We start from the raw sequence: 26,394 nt of genomic DNA, 5'->3' as shown, positions 1-26,394 counted from the left end.
ACAGACGTGTCAGCGCAGCAGTCACCGGCTGAACCGGCCGTCATCGAGGCGTCGGGGAACATCGCCGTGACCCCCGCACCGCCGGATACGCCATCGGTCGGCGACGCGGGGGTGAGTACCCCAGTCGTGATCCAGGCGACCGGCGTGGGGAAGAAATTCGTCTCCTACCACCGGCGGGCGACCAGCCTGAAAGAGCTGTTCGTGCGCCGCGGGCGCACCCATGGAGACGACTTCTGGGCGCTGCGCGACATCGACGTGGAGATCGGGCGCGGCCAGACCGTGGGGCTGGCCGGGGCGAACGGCTCCGGCAAGTCCACGTTGTTGAAGGTGCTGGCCGGAATCCTGCGCCCAACCCAGGGCGATGTCTCTGTCACTGGAAGGATCGCCTCCCTGCTGGAGCTCGGGGCTGGCTTCAACGGCGAGCTCACCGGCCGGGACAACGTCTACCTGAACGCGTCCCTGCTGGGCCTGTCCCGCCGCGAGATCGACCGGATGTTCGACTCGATCGTCGACTTCGCCGAGCTCCCCCACAAGATCGATGATGAGGTCAAGCACTACTCGTCCGGCCAGTACGTCCGGCTTGGGTTCGCGGTGGCCGTCCACGTGGACCCGGACGTCCTGCTCGTCGACGAGGTGCTCGCGGTCGGGGACGAGGCGTTCCAGAAGAAGTGCCTGGCGAAGATCGACGCTTTCCGGGCCGAGGGCCGCACAATCTTGTTCGTCACCCACTCGCTGGATCTGATCGAGAGCATGTGCGACCGCATCCTGGTCCTGGAATCCGGATCAATGATCTTTGACGGCGCACCGGCCGTGGGCACCCGGCTACTGCGGCAGCGGCTCGGCAGCCTGTCCTCGGACGGCCCGGTGCCGCACGAGTTCGCCGTTGCGCGGCCCGTCTCGGTGACCTTCAGCCGCGACCCGGGCGGGCCGCCCCAGGTCCAGTTCAACCCCGGCGACAGGCTTACCGTCAGCATCGCCCTCGACGTCACCGAGCACGCGCCGGAACGCCTCTACCTGCACACCTATGCTCTCGGCCCGCATGAACTGCCGGTCTGGCTGATGGAGACGCCGCCAGGTGGTGTGCCCTGCGCCGCCGGCACCCTGACCGTGGACTTCACCGTGCCAGCGCTGCCTGAGCTGCTCGGCGCGTTCGCGATCAGCGTGCACGTCTCCGACGCCGCGACCGGGGCCGAGCTCACCAGACGGAGGTTCGAGGACCTGTTCGGGATCAACGGATCGCAGGCCGGTGGCCTGCTCAAAATCGACTACGAGACGGGAGCCCGCCCATGAGCGCCCCGGGGACCGCGGCCGCTGGCGCTGGCGACGCGCCCCGGGCACGATCGCGTCGCCTCCAGCCCGTCAGCGCCCAGGACAGCGGCACCCAGAACGGCGGCACCCAGGACGGCGGCGCCGGGCCGCTGGCGACCGTTGTGATCGTCAACTGGAACGGCGCGCATCTGCTGCCCGCGTGCCTGGACGGGACAGCCAAGCAGGTGACCGACTTCGCCTTCGAGACCTGGGTGGTCGACAACGCCTCGCGGGACTCCTCCAGGACCCTGCTGGCCGAGCGCTACCCATCGGTCCGGCTCGTCCCGTCCGAGGTGAACCTCGGCTTCGCCGGTGGCAACAACCTCGCGCTCCGGATGATCACAACCCCCTACGCCGTCCTGCTCAACAACGACGCCGTCCCCGAACCCGACTGGTTGGCCAACCTGCTGGCCCCGTTCACGGCCGCCGGCGGTGAACAGCTCGGCGCGGTCACCGGCAAGGTGGTGTTCCTCCCCCGCTTCCTCCGGCTGCGGCTGTCGACCGCGACCTTCACGCCGGGTCCGCACGACTCCCGCGCGCTCGGTGTCCGGATCTCGTCGGTGACGGTCAACGGCCGGGAGGTCCTGCGCGAGGTCCTGTGGGAGAAGCTGACCTTCGGCGCGGAAGGCGGCGCGGCCGCGCCGTTCTTCTGGACCCGCGGCGACGGTGAGCTTTGTGTCCCGGTGCCCGAGGGCGGCCCGGTCACCCTCGGTTTCACCTGGTCCAGCGAGGCCCCCAAGCCGGTCACACTGAGCTGGGACGGCGGCAGCGCCACCCTGGCCACCGACACCGAACCGTCCACCGTGGAACTGGCCGTCCCCAGTGACGTGACCCGCGTCGATGTGATCAACAACGTCGGCGGGATCGTGCTGCGGGACGGCTACGGTGCCGACCGCGGCTACCAGCAGATCGACAGCGGACAGTTCGCCGAGGCCGAGGAGGTGTTCACCGCCTGCGGTAACGGCATGGCCATCCGCACGGAGCTCGGGCGGGAACTCGGCTGGTTCGATGACGACTTCTTCCTCTACTACGAGGACACCGATCTGTCCTGGCGCATCCGCGCCCACGGGCACACCATTCGCTATGTCCCGGCCGCGGTCGTACGGCACGTGCACTCCGCGTCAAGCGTGGAGTGGTCGCCGCTGTTCGTCTTCCACACCGACCGTAACCGGTTGCTAATGCTCACCAAGAACGCAAACGCCCGGATCGCCGTGGGCGCGGTCGGCCGCTACCCGCTCACAACCGCCTTGATGGCCATCCGAGCGGTCCGCCAGGCATGGGCCGCCCGTAGCCGGCCCGCGCTGCGGCCGACCATCCTGCGGCTGACAGTGATGGCGTCCTACCTGCGGCTGCTACCGGTGATGCTGGGCCGGCGGCGCGCGATCACGCGCACCGCGGCGGTAGGCCACCGCGAGCTGGAGACCTGGCTGGCATCGCGATGACCACACCAGTGCCCACGCAGCGCAACCAGCGCAACCAGCGCAACCAGGAAGAACGGAGCCCCACCACCGGCCACAGCGGCCGGCCCGGACCAGCCAGCGGGCTGCGGGCCGCCGTCTACAACAGGTTCTGGCACTCGATGGGCGGCGGGGAACGCCACAACGGGATGATCGCTCAGGTGCTCGCCGCCGAGGGTGCCCAGGTGGACATCCTCGGCCATGCTGAGGTCGACCTGACAGCTATCGCCGAGCATCTTGGGCTCGACCTGTCCGGCTGCCGCTACCGCCTGCTGCCCGACCGGGGCGACGAGGCCATAGCCGAGCTCAGCGCCGACTACGACCTGTTCGTCAACGGCTCGTACATGAGCCGGCTGATCCCGCGCTCGCGGCATGCGGCACACCTGTGCTTCTTCCCGACACCGGCCGATCACGATGCGCCCGGATGGCGCAAGGCCGCCATCCGGGTATGTGGCCCGCTGCTGCGCGGCGTCCGTCCAGCCGTTGGATACGGTACCGGCTGGTACCCTCCGGAAGGAGGGCGGCGCAGACAGTGGATCTGGACGAACGGCGCGGGGGTCCTCGCGGTTTCGGCCGGCGGCGAACGGGAGCTGCGCGCTGACATCGGCCGGCCCGGGGCGACCGGCATGGTACGGCTGCGCGTTCAGGACGCCCACGGTGAGCTCCTCGCCTCCGTGGAGATCGACGAGTCGTTCAAGCCGGTCGCGGTGCCGTTGCCCGCGTCATCCGCCGGCAGCGAGCTGACGCTGGTCAGCGACACGTTCACGCCGGGTTCCACCACCGCGGGCATCCCCGCGCCGGGCACCGTCGCGCCGGGCATCCCCGCTTCCCGGGACCTGCGCCAGCTCGGCGTGGCGGTCAGCCGGCCGCGCGTGACCGACCAACGCGACGGTGCCCGGGCCCTGCTCGCGTCGCGTTTCCCCTGGCTGCTGGCCAATCCGCGCGATCTGGGCTACCTCGACTCATACGACGTCGTGATGGCAAATTCGGTCTACACCCGGAGCTGGATCCGCCGGCTGTGGCATCGTGACGCGGCCATCCTCTACCCGCCGATCCAGGTGGAGCGTCTCGTCCCGGCTGAGATCCGGGAACGCGCGGTACTGACGGTGGGGCGCCTGTTCGCGCCCGGTCTCGGGCACGCCAAACGCCAGCTGGAAATGGTCGAGTGGTTCGGCGGGCTGTACCGTTCGGGTGCGCTGCCGGGCTGGCGGATGCACGTCGTCGGCGGCTGCGAGGAATCCCAGCTGCCCTACCTGGACAAAATTCGTGAAAGCGCCCGTGGCCTGCCGGTCGAGATCCATCCGAATGCGCCGCGCCATGAGGTCGAGCGCCTGCTGTCCACCTGTTCGATCTTCTGGTCCGCGACCGGGTACGGCGAGGACCCCGACCGCAGGCCATGGACGGCGGAGCATTTCGGGATGACCACGGTCGAGGCGATGGCGGGAGGCTGTGTACCAGTGGTGATCGACCGGGCCGGCCAGCGCGAGATCGTCCGGCATGGGCTCGACGGCCTACGCTGGACCTCCCCCGAACAGCTCGCCTCGTTCACCCGGCGCCTCGCCACCGAGGACGGCATGCGGGCTCGCCTGGCCGCGAGCGCCGTGGCCCGCGCCCAGGAGTTCTCGGACGCGGCGTTCACCGACCGCTGGCGCGAGATCGCCGCTCGGCACCAGCTCTACGCCCGCCGCGCCAGCCCAGCCAGCCTGTCCCCCGACCCGGAAAGCCGAGACCGAAAGGATCGCGGCTGATGCGGGTCATCCTGGACGGCACGCCGTTACTCGGCACCCCCACCGGGATCGGCCGCTACACGGCCCACCTGCTCGCCGAACTGCCCGGCCTGCCCGGTCTGGACGTGGCAGCGACAGCGTTCACCTGGCGCGGGCTGGAGAATTTCGCTTCCGCCCTGCCACCAGGTGTACGCCCGGCCGCGCGCCGGGTTCCGGCCCGGATCGTGCGCGAGGCGTGGGCACACGGGGAACTGCCGAAACTGGAGTGGATGACCGGCGCGGCCGACGTGGTACACGCTACGAACTTCGTGCTGCCGCCACCGCGGCGGGCCCGCGGCGTGCTGACCATCCACGATCTGGCGTATCTGAAGCTGACCGGCACGGTCTCCACGGCCTCCGCACGTTATCGCGAGCTGGTTCCGCGTAGCCTGCGCCGCGCCGCCGCCGTCATCACCCCCAGCCAGGCGATCGCGACCGAGGCCATCGACACCTACCGGCTGGATCCGGAGCTGGTGACCGTGACACCGCTCGGCGTGGACGCCTCCTGGTTCAGCGCGTCGCCGCCGGCTGACCGCTGGCTTGCGGCCCATGGCCTGCCCACCACGTACCTGCTTTTCGTCGGTACACGCGAACCGCGCAAGAACCTCCCCACCCTGCTGGAGGCGCTCCGCGGCCTGCACGCCGAAATCAGTGACGCCCCACCGCTGGTCCTGGTCGGGCCCGCCGGCTGGGGACCAGATCTTGATCTTTCTCGAGTGCCGGCCGGGACGGTCGTCAACGCCGGCTATCTCCGGACCGACGAGCTTCGCCGGCTGGTCGCCGGGGCCAGCGCGCTGTGCTTCCCCTCGTTCTACGAGGGGTTCGGCCTGCCGCCGTTGGAGGCGCTGGCGGCCGGGACCCCGGTGGTCGCGGCTGACATCCCGGCGGTCCGGGAGGTCGTCGGACCGATGTCCGGCAACACCGTGCGGCTGGCTCCACCGATGGATGCCGACGCGTTCACCGACGCCCTGATCGGCGTCCTCAAGGACGACATGGACCCAGAGCCGGGACGGGCGCACGCCCGGACCTTCACCTGGCGACGCACGGCCGAACGTACCGCCGCCGTCTACCGCTCGATCGCCTGACGCCCGCTAACCAGCGCCTACACATGCTGGTTCCTAGCCTGGCAGGGTGCCGATTCCTAGCCTGGCAGGGTGCCGATTCCTAGCCTGGCAGGGTGCCGATTCCTAGCCTTCAGTGCCGCCGAGGTCTAGCATGGGAAGATGTCGATCTCCAGTACCGAAGACCCTGGGCCGGGCCGGGGCAGCGAGATACGACCCCCGTCGCCGGCTTCGTCCTCCTTCCGGCGCAACCTCCTGTCGGTGCTGCTCGAGCTGATCGATTCCGAACCCGTCCTGGTCATCAACGGTGCCCGCACAGTCGGCAAGAGCACGCTGCTGCGGCGGCTCGCCCTACATCACCAGAGCGAGGTCGTCGACCTTGATGACCTCGCGACGCGGCAGGCCGTCACCGCCGACCCGACCTTCTTCGCCGCGGCGCCGTCCCCCGTTCTCGTCGACGAGTTCCAGCACGTCCCCGCGCTGCTGGACGCAATCAAGGCGGAACTGAACCGCGATCTGCGGCCCGGACGATTCGTCCTCACCGGGTCAACCCGTTATCTCACGATGCCGACGCTGTCCCAGTCCTTGGCGGGCCGCGTCCATGTCACCACCCTGTGGCCGCTGGCGCAGGCAGAGCTGGAGCGGCCGGACAGCTATTCGCTCGACGACGGCCTGCCCAGCCGCCAGCAGCAGCCCGCGACCTTCGTCGACCAGCTGATGGACGATCCGGAATCGCTGGTCGCCATCCGCTCGCCGGCACTGTCCCGGGACGACGTGACCCGGCGCGTGCTGGCCGGGGGATTCCCGCTGGTGCTGGGGCGTCCAGAAGGCCCGGCCCGCAGCCGCTGGTTCCGGGACTACGTGCGGACAGTTATCGAACGGGACGTCCTGGAAATCCGCAGAATCAGGCAGCGTGGCCTGCTACCGCTTATTCTGCGGCAGCTCGCGGCACGTACCGGCGGGATACTCAAGGCATCGGACATCGCTCGGGCGGTCAAACAAGATCAAAATCTTGTCGGGGACTTCATCCAGCTTCTGGAAACGGTGTTCCTCGTCCATCGGCTGCCGGCATTCGGTCGAACCCTCAACAGCCGGGTCACGGCCAGTCCCAAGGTGCACCTCGTCGACTCCGGGCTGGGTGCCTACCTGCTCGGTCTCACCGAACGCCGGCTGGTCGCCCGCGACCCGGCGGCCCTCACCGAGTTCGGGCACCTGCTGGAAACGTTCGTCGTGAACGAAGTCATCAAGCAGGTGGGCTGGTCACAGACATATGTCGAACCCGCGCACTTCCGCACGAGCAGCGGGCAGGAAGTCGACCTCGTCATCGAGGCCGACGACGGACGTGTCGCGGCGGTGGAAGTCAAGGCCGGGTCCCGGGTGCCCGGCGAGGACCTGCGTGGCCTGCGGGTGCTCCGGGACAAACTCGGGTCACGCTTCGCCGGGGGCGTCGTCCTCTACCTCGGCGAGCGCAGCTATCACGCTGACGACCAGATTTCCGTGTTGCCGGTCGACCGTCTGTGGACGTGACGGTGATCTTACGGCAACCTGCCACCGACCCGGCGGACCGAAGGCGACGCGATCACGGTTTCCGTGCGCCGCCGACGGCCGGGATCCCCGGGGCACTTGTGGCATTCGCCGTGCTCGCCGGGCTGGACGCGGCGGTGGTCGTGGCGGTGTGGCCGACGCTTGCCCGGCCGCTGTGGTACGACGAGGCATGGCGGGCCTACCACATCAGCGCCTATCACATCGGTGTCGGTACCGGTTCTTTCGACACCTTGAGGACGGCCAACGCGCCGCTGTCACTCGGCTGGCTCGCGGTCGAGAAGCTGGCGGTCGCCGTCGGCGGAAACACCGAAAAGATCCTGCGGGTACCACAGATCATCTCACTGATCGCATTGTCGCTGGTCACCTATACCCTGGGCCGCTGGTGGTTGTCACGGCCCGCGGCCACGATCGTCGCCGGCCTGCTGACGATCAACGGCGGGCTGCTCGTCTACGGGATGCAGCTGAAGTCCTACCTGCCGGAGGCCACCTGCGCGGTGGCCGCGGTGTACCTGTGGCTGCACGCGCGCCGTGCCGCGGACTCCGGCGGTTCGCCGTGGCGGGCGCAGCTGGGCATGGCGGGGTGCGTCGTCATGACCGTCACGTCCCTGTTCGTCCTTGTTCCCCTGCTTCTTGTGGACGTGGTGGACGCCGGCCGGGCACTGCGCGCCCACCGCCTTCGCCCGGCTCGCGTGGTCGGATCAGCCCTGGTCGGCGTTGTTGGATCCCTCCATCTCGCGCTGTTCGTCCTGCCGCAGAGCTATCTGACCACGAATCCGTACTGGCGGAATTTCTTCATCACCCGGGACAACGCAGTCGCCCAGCTGCGGAGCGCCGGATGGGAGTTACCACGCGACGCGTTCACGGCGGCGATGACCCGTCCGGACGGGCAGTTCGGCTCGCCGTTCACAGGGTCACCGCTGCTTACCGATCCCGACCACCGGCTGCATGTCTGCGTAGTCGCGGGGGCGCTCCTGTGCTGGACGATCGGGGTGTACGCCGCGGCGCGGGACCGGGCCGGCCGGGCGCTGCTGGTCACCCTCGGCGGAGCGCTACTGCTGATCGCGGTGGCCGCGGCACGGGGACAGTGGCCGATCGGATTCGTCCGGGCCAACCTGTTCATCCTGCCGTTGCTGTACGTGATCGCAGGTATCGGCGCGTCCGCCCTGATCAGCCTCGCCTGGTCGCGCATCCGCCAGGCATGCCGGTCGCGGCGGTGGTGGCGGTCGGTGGTGGTGATCCCCGCAGCGGCCGTCCTGCTGGCGACGGCGATGACCGCCACCCTGGCCGTCACGGCGGTGAGCGCCCAGCGGATCCGCCAGATCCGAGCCAGCGCGGACAGCCCCCTGCTGCTGGGAGACATGCGGGAGCTGGTCGCCACCGGCGAACGGACCGCCAGGCCGGGAGACGTCCAGATCGTGATCCCCGGGCGATGGGATGAAAGGCAGTGGTACAAGGCTCAGCAGTACTACGTGTCGTACTACGACGGTTATCCGGCGCCCACCGCGCCGACGACGCCGGTCACCGAGATGAACACCCTGGTCCTGCCCCCGCTGGGCTGGGCCGCCTCGATACCTCCCTTCCTCGCCGCGCGTCCGGACGCCGGTGCGCTGTACCTGGTCACCTACAACCTGGTCTTCCCGGACAGCCTCCGCGCCCTTGACAGCACACTCGCCGGGCTCGGTTGGTGCCCGGACGGCTCCGGTCGGCGGTCCTGGCCGCTGACCGGCCAGATCACCCGCTTCGTCCGCTGCCCACTGTCCACGGCCGGACCCGCGGCGTGAAGCCCGCCAGGTGTTCCGGCGCTACCGGAGCGCATTATCGATCTTTGTGCTGGCATCCAGCAGGGCCGCCTGCGGGTCCGCTCCCTGGCTGAGAACGCTCTGGACGGAGGAGTAGACCGCCTGGCTGATGGCGGGGTAGGCGGGCCAGCCGGCGGGACGGGACACAACCCTGGCCTGCAGCCCGGCTACTACCGCGTCATCACGAGTTTCCGGGGGTGCGTTGCGTGCTTCGTCGCGTACCTGCCGGTTGATGGGGATCTGGGAGAGATTGAGGAGAATGCGCTGCGCATGGACGTCGGTCAGCCAGCGAATGAAAATCTTGACAGCGTCGAGGTTGCGGGTGCGCGGGTTGACGTAGAGGCTCCAGCCACCGGTGGTGGAGAATCCCTGACCGGTCTGCCCGGCGAACGTCGGCAGCGGTGCCACGCCCACCTTTCCCTTTTCCTTCAGAGCGCCCATCCTGGCCAGCACGCCGCTCCAGCCGCGGAGAAACATCGCCTGGCCGGACGCGAAGAGCTGGGTGGTGTCGGGCTCCTGGTAACTCGTCGCCTGTGACGGCGTGATCCCCTGTTGGATGAGGTCCCGCAGGAACCTCAGCGCCTGTAGCGCCTGCGGGGAGTTCAGGGCCGCGCGCGGTCCGGCCGGGTCCAGTGTGCTGCCCCCGGCATCAGCCAGAATCTCCGTCCAGACGCAGGTGAGGCCCTCGTAAGCGGCACCCTGCCAGAGGTAGCCATAGGGGGTGCTGTCTTTGTTCCGGTCGGCGGCATCCTTTTCAAGTTCCTCCCAGGTTGTCGGTGGTGTCACCAGATCCTTCCGGTAGAACAGCATTCCCTGATCCTGGAAAAGCGGCACAGCGAAGATTTTGTGCTGGTAACGGGCCGCCGCAAGCAGGCCGGGATCGATACGTTCCCAAAACGCCCGGTCGAACATGTCGTCGAGGCTACGGGCAATGTTCTGGTGAGCGAACTCCGCCGGCCAGATGACGTCTCCCATGTAGACGTCCGGACCATCCAGCCCGCGCAGCCGCTGGAGCAGGTCGGCTCGGTTGACGTCGGTGTCCACCGTGCCGAATTCGATGTTCACTTTGATCGACGGGTAGGCGTTCTCGAATGCGTCGACAAGAATCCGGCGATAGTCGTTCTGGTGCTGGTCGACCGAGCCCGCGTACCAGGTGATCGTCGTGGGCCCACCGCCATCCATACCCGGTCGGGGGCCACGTGATGAGCACGCCGATCCGGCGAGCAGAACGGCCGCGGCCACAAGCAATATCCGGGCACGCGCCGGCCGGCACCGCTTCATGCTGATCGACATACGCCACCCTTCCTATGATCAACGACATACCTGCCGGTAGGGCATACCGGGAACGATCACCGACCAGTCCGCGGGGGCGATGGCGGGCAGCGGCCCGGCGCACAGCCGTGCCCGGACCCGGGCCGGGTCGGTATCCCACAGGACGGGGGTGCCGTCCTGGTCCGCGGTGGCAAACGTGCGGCCATCACCGTCAGGCCGGAAAGCCACCGCCATGGTTCCTACGGGGCCGGTCAGCGTGGCGACGGCGGTTCGGTTAGGCAGGTCCCACAGATGGATGAGCCCATCGACGCCCACGGCAGCCAGCAGCGTTCCGTCACGGTTGATCGATAACGCGGCGATCGGCTGGTTGTTGGTGCCGGGAAGGGTCGCGACAGGGACGCGGGCACGCACGTCCCACAGCTCCACGGTGCCGTCATCACTCCCGCTGGCGAGCGTGCGCCCGTCCGGTGTGAACGCCAACGCCTCGACCGGCGCCTGGACGCCCCTGGGGTAGAAGACACGTGGCTGGCTGTCTTCCGTTGTCAACGCGCTGTCTCCCGCTGCCGACGCTCCGTCTTTCGTTGTCAACACGGCGATCACACCGTCATCGCCGCCGGTCGCCACCGACATCCGCCCATCCGCTCCGGTATGGACGGCGGCCGCGTTGACAGCCCCCGCGTGCATGGATCTCAGCTCTTTGACGACCGTCTTTCTCGCGGCGTCCACCATGACGACGCGGTTCACCCCGACGTCGTTCGCCCCAGCGGGCACCACGAGGATTCCGGTGCCGCTGAAGGCCACGGCCCGCACCGGGCGGATGGGTACGCCGGGCATCGGATCGGTCGGGCCGGTGGTACCGCCGGCGGGCGGGCCCAGGTCCCACTTCCCCACAGTGTCGCCGGAGGTCGGCGCGGCCAGCACCGTGCCAGCCGCATTGAACGCCATCCCGAAGGCCGTACCGGGGCCGTGCCCCGGTGGGCTGTGCGTCCCCCGCAGCTCCGCACGGAACACCGGCTCCGAGCCGCCCTCCGCCGTGTCCCACAGCAGCGGGATGTGATCCCTGCCGGCCGTGGCCAGAACACCGCCCGGCCCGAACGTGGCCGCGCCGAAGACCTCCGGAAGGCCGCTGTCCGCGGGCCCGGAGACGGTCCACAGCCTTACCAGGCTGTCAGCTCCGGCTCCAGCGAGCGTGTGGCCGTCAGGGCCGAAGGCCACGGCCAAGACGTCGCCAACAGGTCCGGTCAGCGCGGTCAGCAGGGTCAGTGGAGCCAGGTTCCACAGCCGGACCGACGCACCGCCCCCACCGGTGGCGAGCCTGTTTCCGTCCTTGCTGAACGCGAGCGTCTGGACAGCGCCGTCAGACTCGGTGACCTTGGCCACCGGGGTGTGAGACACGCTGTCCCACACCGTCACCACCCCGGTGTCGCTCCCAGTCACCAAATGGCCACCATCGGGACTGTAGGCTATCGACCGCACCGATCCGGCGTCACCCGCAACCCGCTTGCTCATACCGGATAGCAGATCCCAGAAGGTCACGGTGCCGTCCGAGCCCGCGGCCGCGACGCTCCGGTTGTCCGGCGCGACCGCAACGACACCGTTGAGCAGCGCCGAGCCGGACAGCGTCGTTTCCCGCTTCCCCGAGGACACGGTCCACACACTCACACCGGCGGAGTCGGCGACGACAAGAGCGTGGCTGTCGGCGGTGAACGCGATGCCGTTCGGGCCGACCGCGTCCTGAAGCGTCGCGATGCGCTGCCACGTCTGGGTGTTCCACAGCCAGATGCCGTCGGGGCCGGCTCCCGCGAGTACGTTCCCGTCCGGGCTGAAAGCCACCGCGTAGACGGCGCCTCCCGCCACGCTGATGCATCTGGTCATCTTCCGGTCGGGCATGGCCCACAGGCAGATCTCGCCGTCGTGCTCGGCCGTGGCCAGCATGGCACCGTCGGCGCGGAAGGCGAGCCCGTGCACCGTTCCCCCGGGCGGTGCCAGCGTTGTACTGCTGTAGCCGGCCTGCGCTGACAGCAGGCTGCCACGGGCCTCCGGCAGTCCCGGATCGATGCTGTACGCCTCGATGCTGAGCTGGAGCGCGGTAACCGGGTCCCGGGTGCGCAGCTGGTCGGCCTGGGTGATGAGCGCACGGGCGACGGCGAGCTTCTGCTGCCGAAGCGCCTCGTGCCGCTGCCTGCTGGCGTCGATCCACTGATAGGTGGCGATGAGACCGCCGACGGTGACGAGAAGCATGAGCGTGGCCAGCACCGCGCCAGCACGCCGGCGGCGGTTTCGGCCCTGGCGGCGGCTGGAGGTGAGAAACGCGCGGATGGTCGCGGTGATGGCGTGCGTATCCAGCGTGGCCTCGGCGTGGGATGCCCGGGGGAGACTCCACAGGTGGCTCGCGGGCTCTCCTTCCCGCTGCCATTCCTCGGCGGCGGCGCGTGCCTGCGCGGCCAGCCGCAGTCGGTCGGTCGCGGCGGCGACGGTATCGGCGAGGGGCGCCCAGACGGTGAGAATCTGCTCATGGGCAAGGTCGATGGCCTGCCGGCCGCCCTCGCCGCGGGTATCGTCCGCGTGGATGGTGAGCAGCCGGCGCTCGACGAACGCGTTCAGCTCGGTCCGGACCTGCTCAGGCAGCTCGTCAAGGTAGGCGCGGCAACGGCTGGCCTGACCGTTCGCATCGAAGGTGACCAGCCGCGCCAGACCAGCCAGCACCTCGGCCTCGCCGCGGCCGGTGGCGGTGGTAGCCGCGGCCAGGGCCGCGTCGGCCTGCCGGATGAGAGCTCCTCGCACACCGCCGAGACGGTCGTACAGGTCACCGGACAGGGCCCCGCCCCGCTCGACCCCCTCAGCCAGTTCAGCCAGGACGAAGGCAAGCAGGGGAAGCGCCTCCCCGCTGCCGGTGTCGGCGACCAGGCGTCTGCACAGGTCCTCGTCAACGGTGATGCCGGCCCGGCGCGCCGGCCCGGTGATGACCCGTTGCAGCATCTTCGGTCCCAGCGGTGTGACCAGGAACGGATCCTCAATGGGCAGGCCGGTGTCTTTCGCGAGTCCCACCAACGGGTCGAGATAGTCCGACCGGACGGTCGCCACGGCGCGTACTGGGCCTCCGGTGGCCTCCAGCAACACCGTCGCAAACCGTCGGCGTTCCGTGTCGGCGGTACGGGTCAGGAGCTCTTCCGCCTGATCCACAACAATCAGGAGATAACGGGCCGACCCCGCGGCGAGGAGATCGGCAACCAGGCGGGTGATGCCTCCTGGCCGGTCGACGGTGTCAGCGACCTGGCCGGCCGTCCAGAGCAGGCCACGCGCGCGACCGGCGGACGTCAACAGCCGAACCAGTTCCACGCCCGGATCAGTGTTCGGGCTGGCCGCCGGCACCAGCGGCGCCAGCACCAGCCAGTCCGGATCGGCCTCCAGCAACGGCGCCAGCCCAGCCCGGACCAGTGACGACTTCCCGCACCCCGAGGGGCCGACAACGGGCAGCAAACCCCCACCCGCGGAATCAGCCGGCGCGCGTAATCGTTCGGCGAGCCGGCGGCTCTCCGCCGTGCGGCCAAAGAACATCCGCGCCTGCCCCGCGGTGAATGCCGCCAGCCCCGGATACACCACCTGCTCGGCCGACGTGGCGACACCGGCCCCATCCATCCGGCGTAACGCTTCCAGCAGCAGCGCGCGGGCAGCCGTCCCGTCGCCCTCCAGCACGGCCTGTTGGGTGATGGCGCTCGATAGCAGGGGGCTCGACACGGCCGGCTCGGCCAGCAGCGGCAGAATCCGCAAACCGGTCGCCAACGCGGCCCCGATCTCCGCCGCGCACCACTCCGACTCGCGAAACTCCTGGGTCACGACCGCGAGGAGCACATCCGTGTGGAACAGTTCGTCGAACAGCCGCTGCCGCCAGGCATCCCCAGTGACCATCCCGTATTCGGGATCCCCACTGAGGAATATCCCGTGCCCCTCCTGCCGCAGCCAGCCGGCGACCCAGGACGCAACAACGGAATCTGCGCTGGCATGGCTGATGAATACCTGCGCCACCACTCACCCCCAGCATCACGGGCATCAGCATCATGTCACACAACCCCGACGGCGTAGAGCGCCTGGCAATATAGGGGTGTAGATCAAAAAACGGGATTGGGATGCGCCGCACCCCTATTACCGGTCGCTCGTCGTCGAACGTGTCGGTCATCCGACACATTCTGAACCGACTGGCCTGGAGACAGGAACGTACGGCCGGTTCCGGGAGGCCCAGGCGCCAGTTCTCGGGCCGGGAAATACCGCCTCCGCTCTCCGCGGACGGCCGAAAGAACCGCCTTCCGCCAGTCAACGGATCCAGCCACCTGGCACACACGGCGCAGGCGGACAACAGGCGCGGAACAGCGTCCGCGTGTACGCCCAATCATGCGGCCACCAGGCCACCGGCGACGGGCAGCGCGAACGTCGGCGGACCGGCCCGGACCGGCCCGGACCGGCCCGCGGGCCGCATGCCTGCACCACGCCGGTCCGGCGGGAGACGGCATGCATGCGCTGCCGGCTGCTGGCCGCTGGCCGCCGCCAGCAGCCGGCAGCGGCCGGATCAGCTCAGGGCGTCCGGCTCAAGCTTGGTGAACAGCGCGCCGGACCAGCTCAGGGTGGTGCCAGCCGGTACCGGTTGCCGTTCCCAGCGGTCCAGGCTGATGCCGAGCACCTCCGCAAGCCGAAGGCAGGTGAACGGCAGGAAAGGCGCGAGCGCGGTCGTGATTCCGGAGATCGCCTGAATCGACACGGCCAGGCTGCGCCCGGCCCGGTCTGGATCAACCTTGACCGTCTTCCACGGCTCCTCGCGGTAGAGGTAGGCGTTCACCTCGCCGGAGATGTCCATGGCGGCCCGCAGCGCCGCCCTCAGTTCCACGCGTTCGATCAGCTCGCCGACGCGGGCCAGGCCCGCGTCCACCGAGGCGATCAGCTCGGCGTGCACGCCGTCGAGCTCGCCGGCTGCCGGCAGCCGGCCGTCGAAACGCTTGCCGATCTGGGCCATCACCCGGTTGACGAGATTGCCCCAGTTCGCGATCAGCTCGTCGTTGATCCGCCGAATGATGTCCGCGTCCGTGATCTCGGTGTCGTTCTGTTCGGGCAGCACCGTCGCCAACGAGTAACGCAGCGCGTCCGGCTGGAGCCGATCGAGGTACTCGCGGACCCCACGCCCGATCCCGGCGGACTTCGACGCCTTCGCGCCACCGAACGTCACGTACTGGTTTGCCGGGACGTCGGTCGGCAGGTCCAGCCCACCGTAGCCGATCAGCATCGCGGGCCAGATCACCGTGTGGAACGGAATGTTGTCCTTGCCGACAAAGTAGTAACTGACCGCGTCCGGATTCTGCCACCAGTCACGCCAGGCCTGCGGGTCGCCCGTCCGGGCCGCCCACTCCCGGCTCGCCGACAGATAGCCGATGACCGCCTCGAACCAGACATAGATGCGCTTGCCCGGACCGAGCTCGTCCGTGGGCAGCGGCACACCCCAGTCAAGATCCCGGGTGATCGCCCGGTCGTGCAGACCGTCCTTGACGAACTGCAACGACCAGTTCATGACATGCCGGCGCCAGCCCTGGCGCGTTTCCAGCCACGCCAGCAGGTCATCGGCAAGGGACGACAGCCGCAGGAAGAAGTGTGTGGTGGCCCGCTTCTCCGGGAGCGCACCAGTGATCTTGCTGCGCGGATCCAGCAGGATGTCGGGGTCAAGCGTGCGGCCGCAGTTCTCGCACTGGTCACCACGAGCCTCGCTGTAGGCGCAGAAAGGGCAGCTGCCGACCACGTACCGATCCGGCAGGAACCGACCAGCCTGCGGATCGAAGAACTGGACGGTCTCCCGCGGCGTGATGTAGCCCGCCTCGCGGAGCCGGGTGAACACCTCCTGGACAACCTCACGATGGTTGTCGGTCATCGTCGACGTGAACAGGTCGAAGCTGATCCCGAGATCATCCCAGATACGCAGGAACTCCGGATGGTAACGATTGACGATCTCGACCGGCGACACGCCGTCAGCATCGGCACGGACAGTGATCGGCGTACCGTGGGTGTCGCTCCCGGACACCATGAGGACCCGGTTTCCCGCCATCCGGTGATAGCGCGCGAAAATGTCAGCCGGCAGGTAGGCACCGGCGATGTGCCCCAGATGGGGCATGCCGTTGGCATATGGCCACGCCACCGCGACCAGGACAGGTCGGCCCTGCCCCGCGGGGGCGATCAAGCTGCTGGTCTTGGTGGTCACGCCCCAACGGTAGCGTCCCGGACCAAAGAACCGGATCCCGCGCCTGTCCGAGCCCGCCGACGCCCGTGAAACGCCCGGCTACCCGCGCAGGGCGTCACCGGACTCGGCGAACGCGGCGGCCAGCGCAACCCGCCACGGACGCGGCGGCGTCAAGCCCGCGTCCGTCCATGAGCAGGACGACAACACCGAGTAGGACGGGCGCGGAGCCGGCCGGGGGAACGCGCCCGTCGTCGTCGGCCTGACCTTCGCGGGGTCCAGCCCGAGTTCGGAGACGACCGCCCGAGCCAATCCGTACCAGGTCGTGTCGCCGCCGCCGGTGCAATGATAGATCCCCGGCCTGGCCCCGGATGCCGCAAGCTCGATCAGCCCCGCGGCGAGATCCACCGTCCAGGTCGGTGACCCGCGCTGGTCATCGACCACAGCCAGGGTGTCGCGCTCACGGGCGAGCTTCGCGATCGTCCGGACGAAGTTACGCCCGGACGCGCCGTAGACCCATGCCGTCCGCACGACGTAGGCGGCCGGGCACAGTTCCAGCACGGCCTGCTCGCCGGCGAGTTTGGTCCGCCCGTATGCCGAGCGCGGCGCGACCGGGTCATGGGTCTCGTAGGGCTTGTCCGCCATGCCGTCGAAGACGTAGTCGGTGGAGATATGCATCATGGTCGCGCCGGCCTCGGCACAGGCGACCGCCAGCCGCGCCGGAGCGGCGGCGTTGGCGGCATAAGCACCCGCCTCGTCGGCCTCGGCACCGTCGACGTCCGTCCAGGCCGCCGCGTTGATCACCACGAGACCGCCCTGGACCTTCGCGGGCCGAGCCTGGTCCGCGACGACCGCCCGGACCCGGGCCGCATCGGTGATGTCGAGCTCACCACGGGTGAGACCCGCCCAGGCCTGGACCCGCTCATCGGCCTCCAGTAACCGGCAGAGATCCGCTCCGAGCTGACCGCCGGCTCCCGTCACCATCACACGCACCAGGCAAGTGTGGCAGACCTCGCCGGCCGGTCACCGCCGGCCCGCATGCTCGCCCGATCCCGCGCGCCCACCCGGCATGAACGAACCGCTATGCATGAACCGGCATGGATGAACCGGCGTGGACGCGATCCTCTCAGAGCGGGTGTGAGATCGGGCTTTCGATCAGCGAGCCGGAATGACGATCTCACACGCGCTCTCAGTGCGGCCGGGACATCATGGCTGGCCATGATATTACGATCATGATGTCGGGGCGACTGAGACCCGGGAGTGGTCGCCGAGCATGAGCCGGTGTGCCCGCGGACGGGCATCCGACGGAACGACTTCGACATCCCGGCCGATCAGCGAGTCCTCAATGCGCCCGATGCCACGAATCGTCGCCCGTTCCAGCACGATCGAGTACTCGATCTCGGTGTTTTCGATCGCGCACGAATAGTAGATCGAGGTAAAGGGACCGACGTAGGAGTCGACAAGCGTGGTGCCGCGGCCAATGATCGCCGGTCCGCGCACGGTGGACCGCACCAGCGACGCGCCCTCCTCGATCACGACCCGGCCCACTATCGTGCTGTCCTCGTCGACCATGCCGCGCACATCCGGCTCAAGGGACTCCAGCAGGTGGCGGTTGGTCTCCAACATGTCGTCAAGCCGCCCGGTGTCCTTCCAGTACCCCTCGACCAGGTGCGGCGCGACCTCGTGGCCCCGGTCCACCAACCATTGAATCGCCTCGGTGATCTCCAGCTCGCCTCGACCGGACGGCTTGATCGCCCGCACCGCGTCGTGGACGGCCGTCCCGAAGAGGTAAACCCCGACGAGCGCCAGGTCGCTCGGCGGCTCCACCGGCTTCTCGACGAGGCGGATCACGCGGCCCTGGGGACCGAGCTCCGCCACACCGAACGCGGACGGGTTGGAGACCTTGGTCAGCAAAATCAGCGCATCCGGCCCGCTGCGCCTGAACTCCGCCACAAACCCGGCGATACCACCAATGATCAGGTTGTCACCGAGATACATCACGAACGGCTCGTCCGCAAGAAAGTCGCGCGCGACGAGGACGGCGTGCGCAAGACCCAGCGGTGCCTCCTGACGAATGTAGGTGACTTTGATACCCAGCGCGGAACCATCACCGACGGCGGCCTCGATCTCCGCCGCGGTATCTCCCACGATGATCCCGACTTCGGTGATACCCGCCTCGGCGATCGCCTCCAGCCCGTAGAAAAGGACTGGTTTGTTGGCCACCGGCACGAGCTGCTTGGCTGACGTGTGGGTGATCGGGCGCAACCGCGTTCCAGAACCACCCGCGAGAACAAGAGCTTTCATGATCCGAACCTTACCGCGCGCCCCGCGGCGGCCGGAAAGGCAGCCGAACCACCGTGGATGGCCGGGCCGCCGGCTCCCGCCGAGCTCCCCGAACGCATGAAAAGGGACATGATCGCACCGCCTTTGGTTACTTTTGGCCGCCCCGCCATATGGCTCGCCCATATGGCGGGGCACCACTGCGCGCATGCGTCACGCGCCTGGCGGGTACCTTCAAGCGACCAGGACCACGCATGGCCACGGCACGGCTGACGCCCGTCATGAGGTCGGCGGCAGCGAATGCGTCCGCGCTCGCCGGGCGGCACCGACCGACAGCTGAACGACGTACATGACCGTGAACCGGCACCAGGTCACGGCGGGGGCGGAGGTGCGGACACGGTGACCGCTCCACGTGACGTCCAGGCGGGCCCACCAGCCGGTCCGCCGCCGTCCACCCACCAGCCAGCGGCGGACGAGCCAGCGGCGGACGACAGCCCACGGCAACGTTCCCTGCTCCAGAAACTGGCCCTCGCCCTCGCGGGCGTCGTGTCGCTGTCAATTCTCCTGGTGAGCAGCGCCGGTTACATCACCTATCGCTATCTCAACGCTCAGATCACCAGGGTGACCCTCGGCCTTGACGACGACGAGGCCCGGCCGCCGCGGGCCGCCCCGGGGACTGAGAACTTCCTGCTGGTCGGATCCGACAGCAGAGAGGGCACCGGCAACCAGTACCAGAGCGAAGAGATCATCTCCGGGCAGCGCTCCGACACGACCATGCTTGCGCACCTCGACGCCAACGGGACAACCACATTGGTGTCATTTCCCCGGGACACACTCGTCACTATTCCCGGACACGGGCGTAACAAGCTGAACGCGGCGATCACAATCGGCGGACCGCCATTGCTGATCAGGACACTCGAAAACCTCACCAACATCAAAATCGACCATTTCGTGTCGATCGACCTCGCCGGATTCAAGGCCATGACGGACGCCATCGGTGGCGTCACCGTCTGCGTACAGCCGTTGCCGGATGGCAGTACCTCGAACCTGCACGACGAGTGGTCCCAGTGGCATGGTGTCGTGGGCGAGAACCATCTCAACGGCGAGCAGGCCCTGTCCTTCGTCCGGCAGCGCTATGGTCTGCCCGACGGGGATTTCGACCGGATCAGGCGTCAGCAGCAGTTCATCAGCACCGTCTTCCAGAAGGCGACCAGCAGCGGCGTGCTTGCCAATCCGGCGAAGCTGGAGAGCCTGCTCGCGTCCGCGACGGGAGCGCTGACCGTCGATGACCACACCAGCATGAGCGACCTGCGCAACCTCGCGACCAGGCTGCGCGACATGTCCGCCGACGCGATCACTTTCGAGACGATTCCTGTCCGGGAGCCCGCCCAGGCCGATGGCGCGAACGCCGCTGGTGAGCTCCGGCGCTACGGCTCTGTCCAGCTCTACGACCCGGAGCAGCTCGCGGCGTTCCTGGCCCCGCTGCGTGGACGCGGCGGCCCGGCACCGAACCCCGCTGAGACCCCGGGGGCGCCGAGTACGCCCGCGCCGCCGGAGCCGGTGGCCCTCCCACCGGCATCGGTCACCGTCGACATCCTCAACGGCACCACGACCAGCGGGCTCGCGATCAGCACAGCGAGAGAGCTCACGGCGGCCGGGTTCCGAGTCGCGACCGTCGGACGTGCCGAGAGCAGGCACACGGCGACCTCGCTGGTGCGCTACGGCCCGGCCGGGCTCGCGGCGGCACGTACGCTGGGCATCGCCGTCCCCGGAGTGGAGCTGCGCGCGGACCGGTCCGCGGGCAGGCACGTCACGCTGGTGATCGGCGCCGACTTCCACGGCATCGACGCACGGGCGGTGGCATCCGCCCAGACGGCGGCAGACAACCCGGCACCGGGCGGGACAGGCACCGGGAACAGCGTCCCAACGGCGGGCCCGACCCCCGCGGCGCCCGCGGCGCCTGCGCTGACCGCCACCGAGCTGACCACCCGCTGCACATTTTAGAGCGCCCGAGAATAGGACTGTCCGGCTCGCGGCTCCCCGCATCCCGCCCGGCCGCGTTGTCGTCGGTCGGCGCCCAACACCGCCAGTGGCTGCCTCCGCCGCCTCGCGACGCACGCACCCCAGCCCCGCCCTTTGACCCACACCCCTATTGCCGGACGATCTCAAACACGCTCTCAGCGGTCGCCGGAGATATCCGGATCACAGTTCTCCACGCAGGTCCGGAAGCCGCCGGGACCGCCAGCCCGTGCCAGCCGCAAGCGCGCCACCAGCCGACGACCGATAGCGACGATATTCAGTAATCGCACTGTTACCATTGGTCGTTTCGTGCACCCAGTGGTGTGGTGGCGTGCGTCTCATGGCAACGTCAGACTGGGTTAAGAGCGCCCGGCAATAGGGGCGTGGATCAAGGAGCGGGGCTGGGGCACGTACATCGCAAGGCGGAGGAGGGAGTCACCCTGGTCCTTGGGGTGTCGACCGACGACAACGCAGCGAGGTGCGTGCCCCAGCCCCGCGACGCCGCGTCCCTGTTGCCGGTCGCTCTAAAAGCGCCCGGCAACAGGGCGTTCGATCAGGGAGTGGCGTCCGGGTGGATGGATCGCAAAGTGAAGGAGGGGTGCGCCCTGGTTCTGGGCGTCGACCAACGAGCCGGGGCACCCGCGCATCGCGCGGCGATGGATGGGCAGCGATGACGCGAGGTGCGCACCCCGGCCCCGCAATACCGCGCCCCCTGTTGCCGGCCGCGTTATCAAGCGCCGCACTATCAAGAACAGTGCGGGTTCGCTCGTCGACCCGGCACCGCGCGATCGCTCCGGTCAAGGAGGCTCGAGAAAGCCGGTGAGTGGCAGATCCATGCGCCGGCTGGCGTTGCCGCCAGAGCTGAGCCCACGGCGTCCGCTGAACCTGCGGCGCCGCCCAGGCCGCTCACCGCTGCGGACACTGTCCGTCAGCGCGGCGGCCGTGTTGTCCCTGGTGGTTCTCGCGGTCAGCTCTGTCGGGTGGGCGGCATACCGCTACTTCAACGATTCGGTCACCGGGGTGACCTGGTCACCCAGTGGCGAGCGGCCAGCCGAGCGACCGGGCGAAATGAATATCCTGCTTCTCGGCGACGACAGCCGAGCAGGCACCCACGGTGAGTACGGCCAGGTCGACGGAGTCCGCTCGGATACCACGATCATCGCCCATTTCGGCACGGACGGTTCGGTCACCCTGGTGTCATTTCCCCGAGACACCCTCGTCACCGTTGCCGCCGGCATCACCCAGACCCCCCGTGACGGCAAGGACAAACTCACCAACGTCCTGTCCTACGGCGGCATCGAGGGGCTCACCCGCACCCTGGAAAAACTGACCAGCCTCAAAATTGATCATTTCATCTCGATCGATCTGGCCGGATTCAAGACCATGACCGACGCGGTTGGCGGGGTGGACGTGTGCGTCGCTCAACTGCCCGGAGGCGGCACGACCAACCTCCACGACAACTTTTCCCAGTGGCGCGGAAAATTCGGGATCAACCATCTCAATGGCGATCAGGCCCTGGCTTTCGTCCGTACCCGCCATGCCCTGCCGGACGAGACCTACCGCGTCGCCCGCCAGCAGCAGTTCCTGTCCAAGCTCCTCGACAAGGCGACCAGCGCGGGTGTATTGACCAACCCCGTCAGGATCACACAGCTGATCGGCGCCGTCGGCGGGTCGCTCAAGGTCGACAACGACCTCACCGAGAACGGCGCCATGATCAAAATTGCCCAGCGGCTGAGCGACCTCGGCGCTGGAAAGCTCACATTCATCACCATCCCCACGCACGTGCCGCTGCGATCCGAGGGCGCCAGCGACGACCAGGGCACGATTCCCCCCCACGGCAACGTGCTGTTCTATGAGCCGGCCGGGCTCGCGCGGGTCCTCGCGCCGCTGCGGCCCGCAACCGGCGACGACACCCTCACCACCACCGGCGCTCCGGCCCTGCCGCCAAGCCAGGTGACCATCGCCGAGGTCCGCAACAGGACCGGGCGGTCGGGCCTGGCCGCGCAGACGACCACGACGCTCGGCGCGATGGGGTTCGCCGGATCGCTCAAACCCACCACCGGCGCGGCGGGGCAGGTCAGCACGGAGATCCGCTACCCAGCCGGGCAGGAGGACGCGGCACGCACACTGTCAGGCCTGATCGCCGGGTCACAGACCATCGCGGACCCGAGGCTCAGCAACGGCCTTGTCGTGATACTCGGCACCTCGTTCACGGGCGTGACCGGCCCGCCGACGACACCGGCGGGATCCCCCGCGATCCCCCCGCGGACGCCCTCCGCCGCTGGCGGCTCGGCTGCCCCCGGCTCGGCTGCCCCGGGCACCGCGGCCACGCCGGCTCCGGCGCCCGTGATCGCCCCGGCGGACACGTCCTGCACTCCGTGAGCGCGGTACACGCCGCGGATCCTGGCTCAACTAAGAGCGCCCGAGGATAGGTCGTTCGATCAGTGAGCGGCTCATCCGCGCCCGATCCGGCAAGGCGGAGGAGGGAGGCGCCCTGGTGCTGGGCGCCGACTGACGACAACGCGGCCGGGCGGGACGCGGGGAGCCGCGAGCCGGACAGTTCTATTCTCGGGTGCTCTAACGTGAACGTCCAATGACACCATCGACCTCCCCGCTGGGACGCCTGCTCGACGGCGTTGTGAGCCGTGTTCTGGATGCCCCGCTTGCCGTCATGCCACCGGACGCGCTCAGCCACACCGACACGGGCACGGGCACGGGCACGACCGGCCCGGCGAACACGACCGGCACCGGGGCCGTCGACGGCCTCGCCGCGCTGCTTGCCCGCAGGCTGCGCGCTGACCCGGCACGCCCGCTGCTGACGTTCTACGACGATGCCACCGGTGAGCGGACCGAGCTGTCCGCGACCACCGTCGACAACTGGGTTGCCAAAACCGCGAACCTGCTCGTGGACACCCTCGGGATCGGTCCGGGCGACACGATCCGCATCGTGCTGCCACCGCACTGGCAGACCGCGGTGATACTCCTCGCGGCGTGGTCCTCAGGCGCGTGCGTGAGTATCGGCCGGCCGGAGCCAGCTACCGACACCCCCCCGGTGGCGATCTTCATAAGAGAAAATGATCTCGATACCCCACTCGCAACGGGCGACGAGGCCGATGTGGTCGCGCTGTCACTGCGCCCGATGGGCGGCCGGCTCCTGCGGCCCGCGCCGGGGGCGCTCGACTTCGCGGCGGAGATCCTCGCCCACGGCGACCGTTTCACGCCACCGGGGCCACCGGCGAACCAGCGGGCCCTGGTACGGATGGCCAGCTACTACGCGCGGGCCTGGGGCCTGGCCGAACGCGACCGTGTTCTGACGACGGCGGGTTATGAGACGCCCGAGGGGCTTCTCGCCGGGCTGCTGAGCCCCCTGGCCGCCGGAGCGTCGCTGGTCGTCTGTCGAAACCTTGACGACGCCCTCCTTGAGCGCCGGATCACCACCGAGCGCGTCACGGCTGTCTGCGGGCCGATGCCCAGCACCCCCACGGGCATCCGGCGGCTCAGCGTGCCGTCGCGCTGAGCCCATCCGGCGGCGGATACCCGGCAGGAGCCTGTCCCGCGATCCTGGCTGCGGGTGGCCAGCCGTGTCCAGGTGGTTCCTGGCCCGGCGGAAGGCCGAACCGATACCGGACGAGTTGTCTAGCGACTCCGGCAATCCGCGTGCGTCCCAGTTCACCGCGTCCGGACACCGGGTACAGACGGGAAAGGTGTCCGGCCCGCGACCTCCTTCTCCCCCGGGCGCTGGAACTCCCCCAGCAACCGCGTTCCCGACCGCTTCTCCGGCTTGACAGTCACCGTGGCACCGGCTCTGACACCGGCAACGTCGGCAGCTGTCCCTGCCCATGACCGCCTGGAGGCCTGACCGCGATGATCGAGCCGACTGATCCGCGCCTGAGTGTCATCGGTACCGGTTACCTGGGCACGACCCATGCCGCCTGTATGGCGGAACTGGGATTCGACGTGGTCGGCGTTGATGTGGACCCGGTCCGGATCAGCTCTCTCGCCGCTGGCGAGACACCGTTCTTCGAACCGGGCCTGGAGGCGCTTGTCCGCAAGAACCTGGAGTCCCACCGCCTGCGTTTCACCACGTCCGTGGCGGATGCCGCGGCTACCGCGGACGTCCACTTCATCTGTGTCGGGACTCCCCAGCTGCCTGGGGCGAACACCGCCGACATGCGCCACGTCGACGCCGCGTTCACCGGGCTCCTGCGGTCGGGAATCCGGCCGGGGGCGCTCATCGTCGGAAAATCCACCGTGCCTGTCGGCACGGCCATGCGGCTGGCGCGACGGCTCGACTCCGAGGCTCCCGGCGTGGAGCTCGCGTGGAACCCGGAGTTCCTGCGTGAGGGCTTCACCATTGACGACACGCTGCGGCCCAGCCGTCTGGTCTTCGGCCTGCGTCCCGAGCCGGCCAAGGCCCAGCGCGCCGAAGCGCTCCTGCGGCGCGTCTACGCCACGCTCATCAACGCCGGGGTGCCGGTCGTCATCACCGACTACCCCACGGCCGAACTCGTCAAGCTTGCTTCGAACGCGTTCCTCGCAACCAAGATCTCCTTCATCAACGCCATGGCAGAGATCTGCGAGGCCACTGGCGGGGACGTCACCGCGATGTCCACCGCGATGTCCTACGACAGCCGCATCGGCGGGCAGTTCCTGCACGCCGGCCTCGGTTTCGGTGGCGGCTGCCTGCCCAAGGACATCCGCGCCTTCCAGGCCCGCGCCGATGAGCTCGGCGTCGGCCAGGCGCTCGGCTTCCTCGCGGAGGTCGACGCCGTCAACTCCCGCCGCCGCGCCAGGACCGTGAGCCTGGCCATCCAGCTATTGGGTGGGATGGCTGCTGGCAAAAAGATCGCCGTCCTCGGCGCGGCGTTCAAGCCCAACTCCGACGACATCCGTGACTCGCCGGCCCTTGACGTCGCGGGCGCGCTGCACCGCGCCGGTGCCGTGGTGACCGTCTACGACCCGGCGGCAATCCCCAACTGCCGCGCGGCCCACCCGCAGCTGACCTACGCGGACAACGCCGTCCTTGCCGCGGCCGGCGCCGACATCCTCCTGCACCTCACCGAGTGGAGCGAGTTCCGTGAGCTCGACCCCACGGTGCTCGCTCCGGTGGTCGCCAGCAGGATTGTCGTCGACGGCCGCAACGCCTTGGACCCAGCCGCATGGCGCGCGGCCGGCTGGGCTTACCACGCGCTGGGCCGGCCCGCCTGACGACGAGCCGCGGCCGGCTGCCTCGCGGCGGTCTCGGCCCGTGGTGTCCGGGCGCTCATGTCCAGGTGGTGACTTCGCCCAACGTGCCGCTCGCCACGTCGTAGACAAAACCCCGGACTGACGTGGACGCGCTTAGGAAGGGGCTGGAGCGAAGACGCGAGACAGATACCCGGATGCTCGCCTCAAGATCGGTGAAGGCGTGGACAGGCCACGCCGGCCGCACCCCCACGTGTTCGAACAGTTTTTCCCGAAAACCGTCATCCGTGATGGTCATCATCCCACACTGGGTGTGCTGCAACAGAATGATCTCCGTCGTGCCGAGCTCGTGCTGGCTGACCGCCAGCGAACGGATCACATCGTCGGTGACCACACCGCCGGCGTTGCGCAGGACATGCGCGTCGCCTTCCGCGAGGCCCAGCAGCGCATGGACGTCCAGCCGGGCGTCCATGCAGGCCAGGACCGCCACAC

The 26,394-nt window shown here is 68.9% G+C and carries 16 protein-coding genes; 10 read left to right on the top strand and 6 right to left on the bottom strand.

The genetic code is table 11. The features are described 5' to 3' along the window. Window positions 1–66 precede the first annotated feature (66 nt). The 6 genes from MJ777_RS09185 to MJ777_RS09160 all read left to right on the top strand — a co-directional run bounded on the left by MJ777_RS09185 (window position 67) and on the right by MJ777_RS09160 (window position 8,918). Window positions 67–1,290, top strand: a complete 1,224-nt coding sequence (locus MJ777_RS09185) for an ABC transporter ATP-binding protein (RefSeq protein WP_239311061.1) — start codon at window positions 67–69, stop codon at window positions 1,288–1,290. Continuing rightward, window positions 1,287–2,750 (top strand): glycosyltransferase family 2 protein, encoded by a 1,464-nt coding sequence (locus tag MJ777_RS09180; RefSeq protein WP_239375183.1) that lies wholly within the window; start codon window positions 1,287–1,289, stop codon window positions 2,748–2,750. Before MJ777_RS09185 ends, MJ777_RS09180 begins: the two co-directional genes overlap by 4 nt. Next, window positions 2,747–4,513 (top strand): glycosyltransferase, encoded by a 1,767-nt coding sequence (locus tag MJ777_RS09175; RefSeq protein WP_370652683.1) that lies wholly within the window; start codon window positions 2,747–2,749, stop codon window positions 4,511–4,513. Before MJ777_RS09180 ends, MJ777_RS09175 begins: the two co-directional genes overlap by 4 nt. Then, window positions 4,513–5,616, top strand: coding sequence for a glycosyltransferase family 1 protein (locus tag MJ777_RS09170; RefSeq protein WP_239345913.1), 1,104 nt, complete (start codon window positions 4,513–4,515; stop codon window positions 5,614–5,616). Before MJ777_RS09175 ends, MJ777_RS09170 begins: the two co-directional genes overlap by 1 nt. A 138-nt stretch (window positions 5,617–5,754) precedes the next feature. Then, window positions 5,755–7,119 (top strand): ATP-binding protein, encoded by a 1,365-nt coding sequence (locus tag MJ777_RS09165; RefSeq protein ID WP_239345912.1) that lies wholly within the window; start codon window positions 5,755–5,757, stop codon window positions 7,117–7,119. A 2-nt stretch (window positions 7,120–7,121) separates the two neighbouring features. Beyond that, a complete protein-coding gene (locus tag MJ777_RS09160) occupies window positions 7,122–8,918 on the top strand; it encodes a hypothetical protein (protein WP_239375180.1) in 1,797 nt (598 codons plus the stop codon). Window positions 8,919–8,939: 21 nt separating this feature from the next. Here MJ777_RS09160 and MJ777_RS09155 read toward each other — a convergent pair whose 3' ends face one another. The 5 genes from MJ777_RS09155 to MJ777_RS09135 form a co-directional block, all read right to left on the bottom strand. Beyond that, a complete protein-coding gene (locus tag MJ777_RS09155; RefSeq protein ID WP_239375177.1) occupies window positions 8,940–10,229 on the bottom strand; it encodes an extracellular solute-binding protein in 1,290 nt (429 codons plus the stop codon). A gap of 18 nt (window positions 10,230–10,247) precedes the next feature. Next, window positions 10,248–14,234, bottom strand: coding sequence for a TIR domain-containing protein (locus MJ777_RS09150; RefSeq protein WP_239375174.1), 3,987 nt, complete (start codon window positions 14,232–14,234; stop codon window positions 10,248–10,250). A 538-nt stretch (window positions 14,235–14,772) separates the two neighbouring features. Next, window positions 14,773–16,443 (bottom strand): methionine--tRNA ligase, encoded by a 1,671-nt coding sequence (gene metG / locus MJ777_RS09145; protein ID WP_239375171.1) that lies wholly within the window; start codon window positions 16,441–16,443, stop codon window positions 14,773–14,775. Window positions 16,444–16,521: 78 nt separating this feature from the next. Then, window positions 16,522–17,403, bottom strand: coding sequence for a dTDP-4-dehydrorhamnose reductase (rfbD, locus tag MJ777_RS09140; RefSeq protein WP_239345931.1), 882 nt, complete (start codon window positions 17,401–17,403; stop codon window positions 16,522–16,524). Between the two features lie 246 nt (window positions 17,404–17,649). Then, window positions 17,650–18,723 (bottom strand): glucose-1-phosphate thymidylyltransferase, encoded by a 1,074-nt coding sequence (locus MJ777_RS09135; protein WP_239310760.1) that lies wholly within the window; start codon window positions 18,721–18,723, stop codon window positions 17,650–17,652. A 375-nt stretch (window positions 18,724–19,098) separates the two neighbouring features. Between MJ777_RS09135 and MJ777_RS09130 the strand changes: the two genes are divergently transcribed. The 4 genes from MJ777_RS09130 to MJ777_RS09115 all read left to right on the top strand — a co-directional run bounded on the left by MJ777_RS09130 (window position 19,099) and on the right by MJ777_RS09115 (window position 25,926). Continuing rightward, window positions 19,099–20,703: an LCP family protein gene (locus tag MJ777_RS09130; protein WP_239375168.1), complete on the top strand. Its 1,605-nt coding sequence runs from the start codon at window positions 19,099–19,101 to the stop codon at window positions 20,701–20,703. An 834-nt stretch (window positions 20,704–21,537) separates the two neighbouring features. Continuing rightward, window positions 21,538–23,100: an LCP family protein gene (locus tag MJ777_RS09125; RefSeq protein ID WP_370652682.1), complete on the top strand. Its 1,563-nt coding sequence runs from the start codon at window positions 21,538–21,540 to the stop codon at window positions 23,098–23,100. A gap of 211 nt (window positions 23,101–23,311) precedes the next feature. Beyond that, window positions 23,312–24,235 (top strand): TIGR03089 family protein, encoded by a 924-nt coding sequence (locus MJ777_RS09120; RefSeq protein WP_239375165.1) that lies wholly within the window; start codon window positions 23,312–23,314, stop codon window positions 24,233–24,235. 347 nt (window positions 24,236–24,582) lie between these two features. Then, a complete protein-coding gene (locus MJ777_RS09115) occupies window positions 24,583–25,926 on the top strand; it encodes a UDP-glucose/GDP-mannose dehydrogenase family protein (RefSeq protein WP_239375162.1) in 1,344 nt (447 codons plus the stop codon). A gap of 55 nt (window positions 25,927–25,981) precedes the next feature. Here the strand turns inward: MJ777_RS09115 and MJ777_RS09110 are convergent. Then, window positions 25,982–26,394: carbonic anhydrase (locus tag MJ777_RS09110; RefSeq protein ID WP_239375159.1), on the bottom strand; the 413-nt coding region annotated here is incomplete at its 5' end.

The sequence above is a fragment of the Protofrankia sp. Cj5 genome, assembly GCF_917627405.1.
Lineage (GTDB): Bacteria > Actinomycetota > Actinomycetes > Frankiales > Frankiaceae > Protofrankia.
This window is presented reverse-complemented; position numbering and strand designations above follow the sequence as displayed.

Coding starts and splice junctions, on each gene's coding strand:
- MJ777_RS09180 (WP_239375183.1), top strand. CDS start 1,287: ATGAGCGCCCCGGGGACCGCGGCCGCTGGCGCTGGCGACGCGCCCCGG.
- MJ777_RS09175 (WP_370652683.1), top strand. CDS start 2,747: ATGACCACACCAGTGCCCACGCAGCGCAACCAGCGCAACCAGCGCAAC.
- MJ777_RS09170 (WP_239345913.1), top strand. CDS start 4,513: ATGCGGGTCATCCTGGACGGCACGCCGTTACTCGGCACCCCCACCGGG.
- MJ777_RS09165 (WP_239345912.1), top strand. CDS start 5,755: ATGTCGATCTCCAGTACCGAAGACCCTGGGCCGGGCCGGGGCAGCGAG.
- MJ777_RS09155 (WP_239375177.1), bottom strand. CDS start 10,229: ATGTCGATCAGCATGAAGCGGTGCCGGCCGGCGCGTGCCCGGATATTG.
- rfbD (WP_239345931.1), bottom strand. CDS start 17,403: ATGGTGACGGGAGCCGGCGGTCAGCTCGGAGCGGATCTCTGCCGGTTA.
- MJ777_RS09135 (WP_239310760.1), bottom strand. CDS start 18,723: ATGAAAGCTCTTGTTCTCGCGGGTGGTTCTGGAACGCGGTTGCGCCCG.
- MJ777_RS09120 (WP_239375165.1), top strand. CDS start 23,312: ATGACACCATCGACCTCCCCGCTGGGACGCCTGCTCGACGGCGTTGTG.
- MJ777_RS09115 (WP_239375162.1), top strand. CDS start 24,583: ATGATCGAGCCGACTGATCCGCGCCTGAGTGTCATCGGTACCGGTTAC.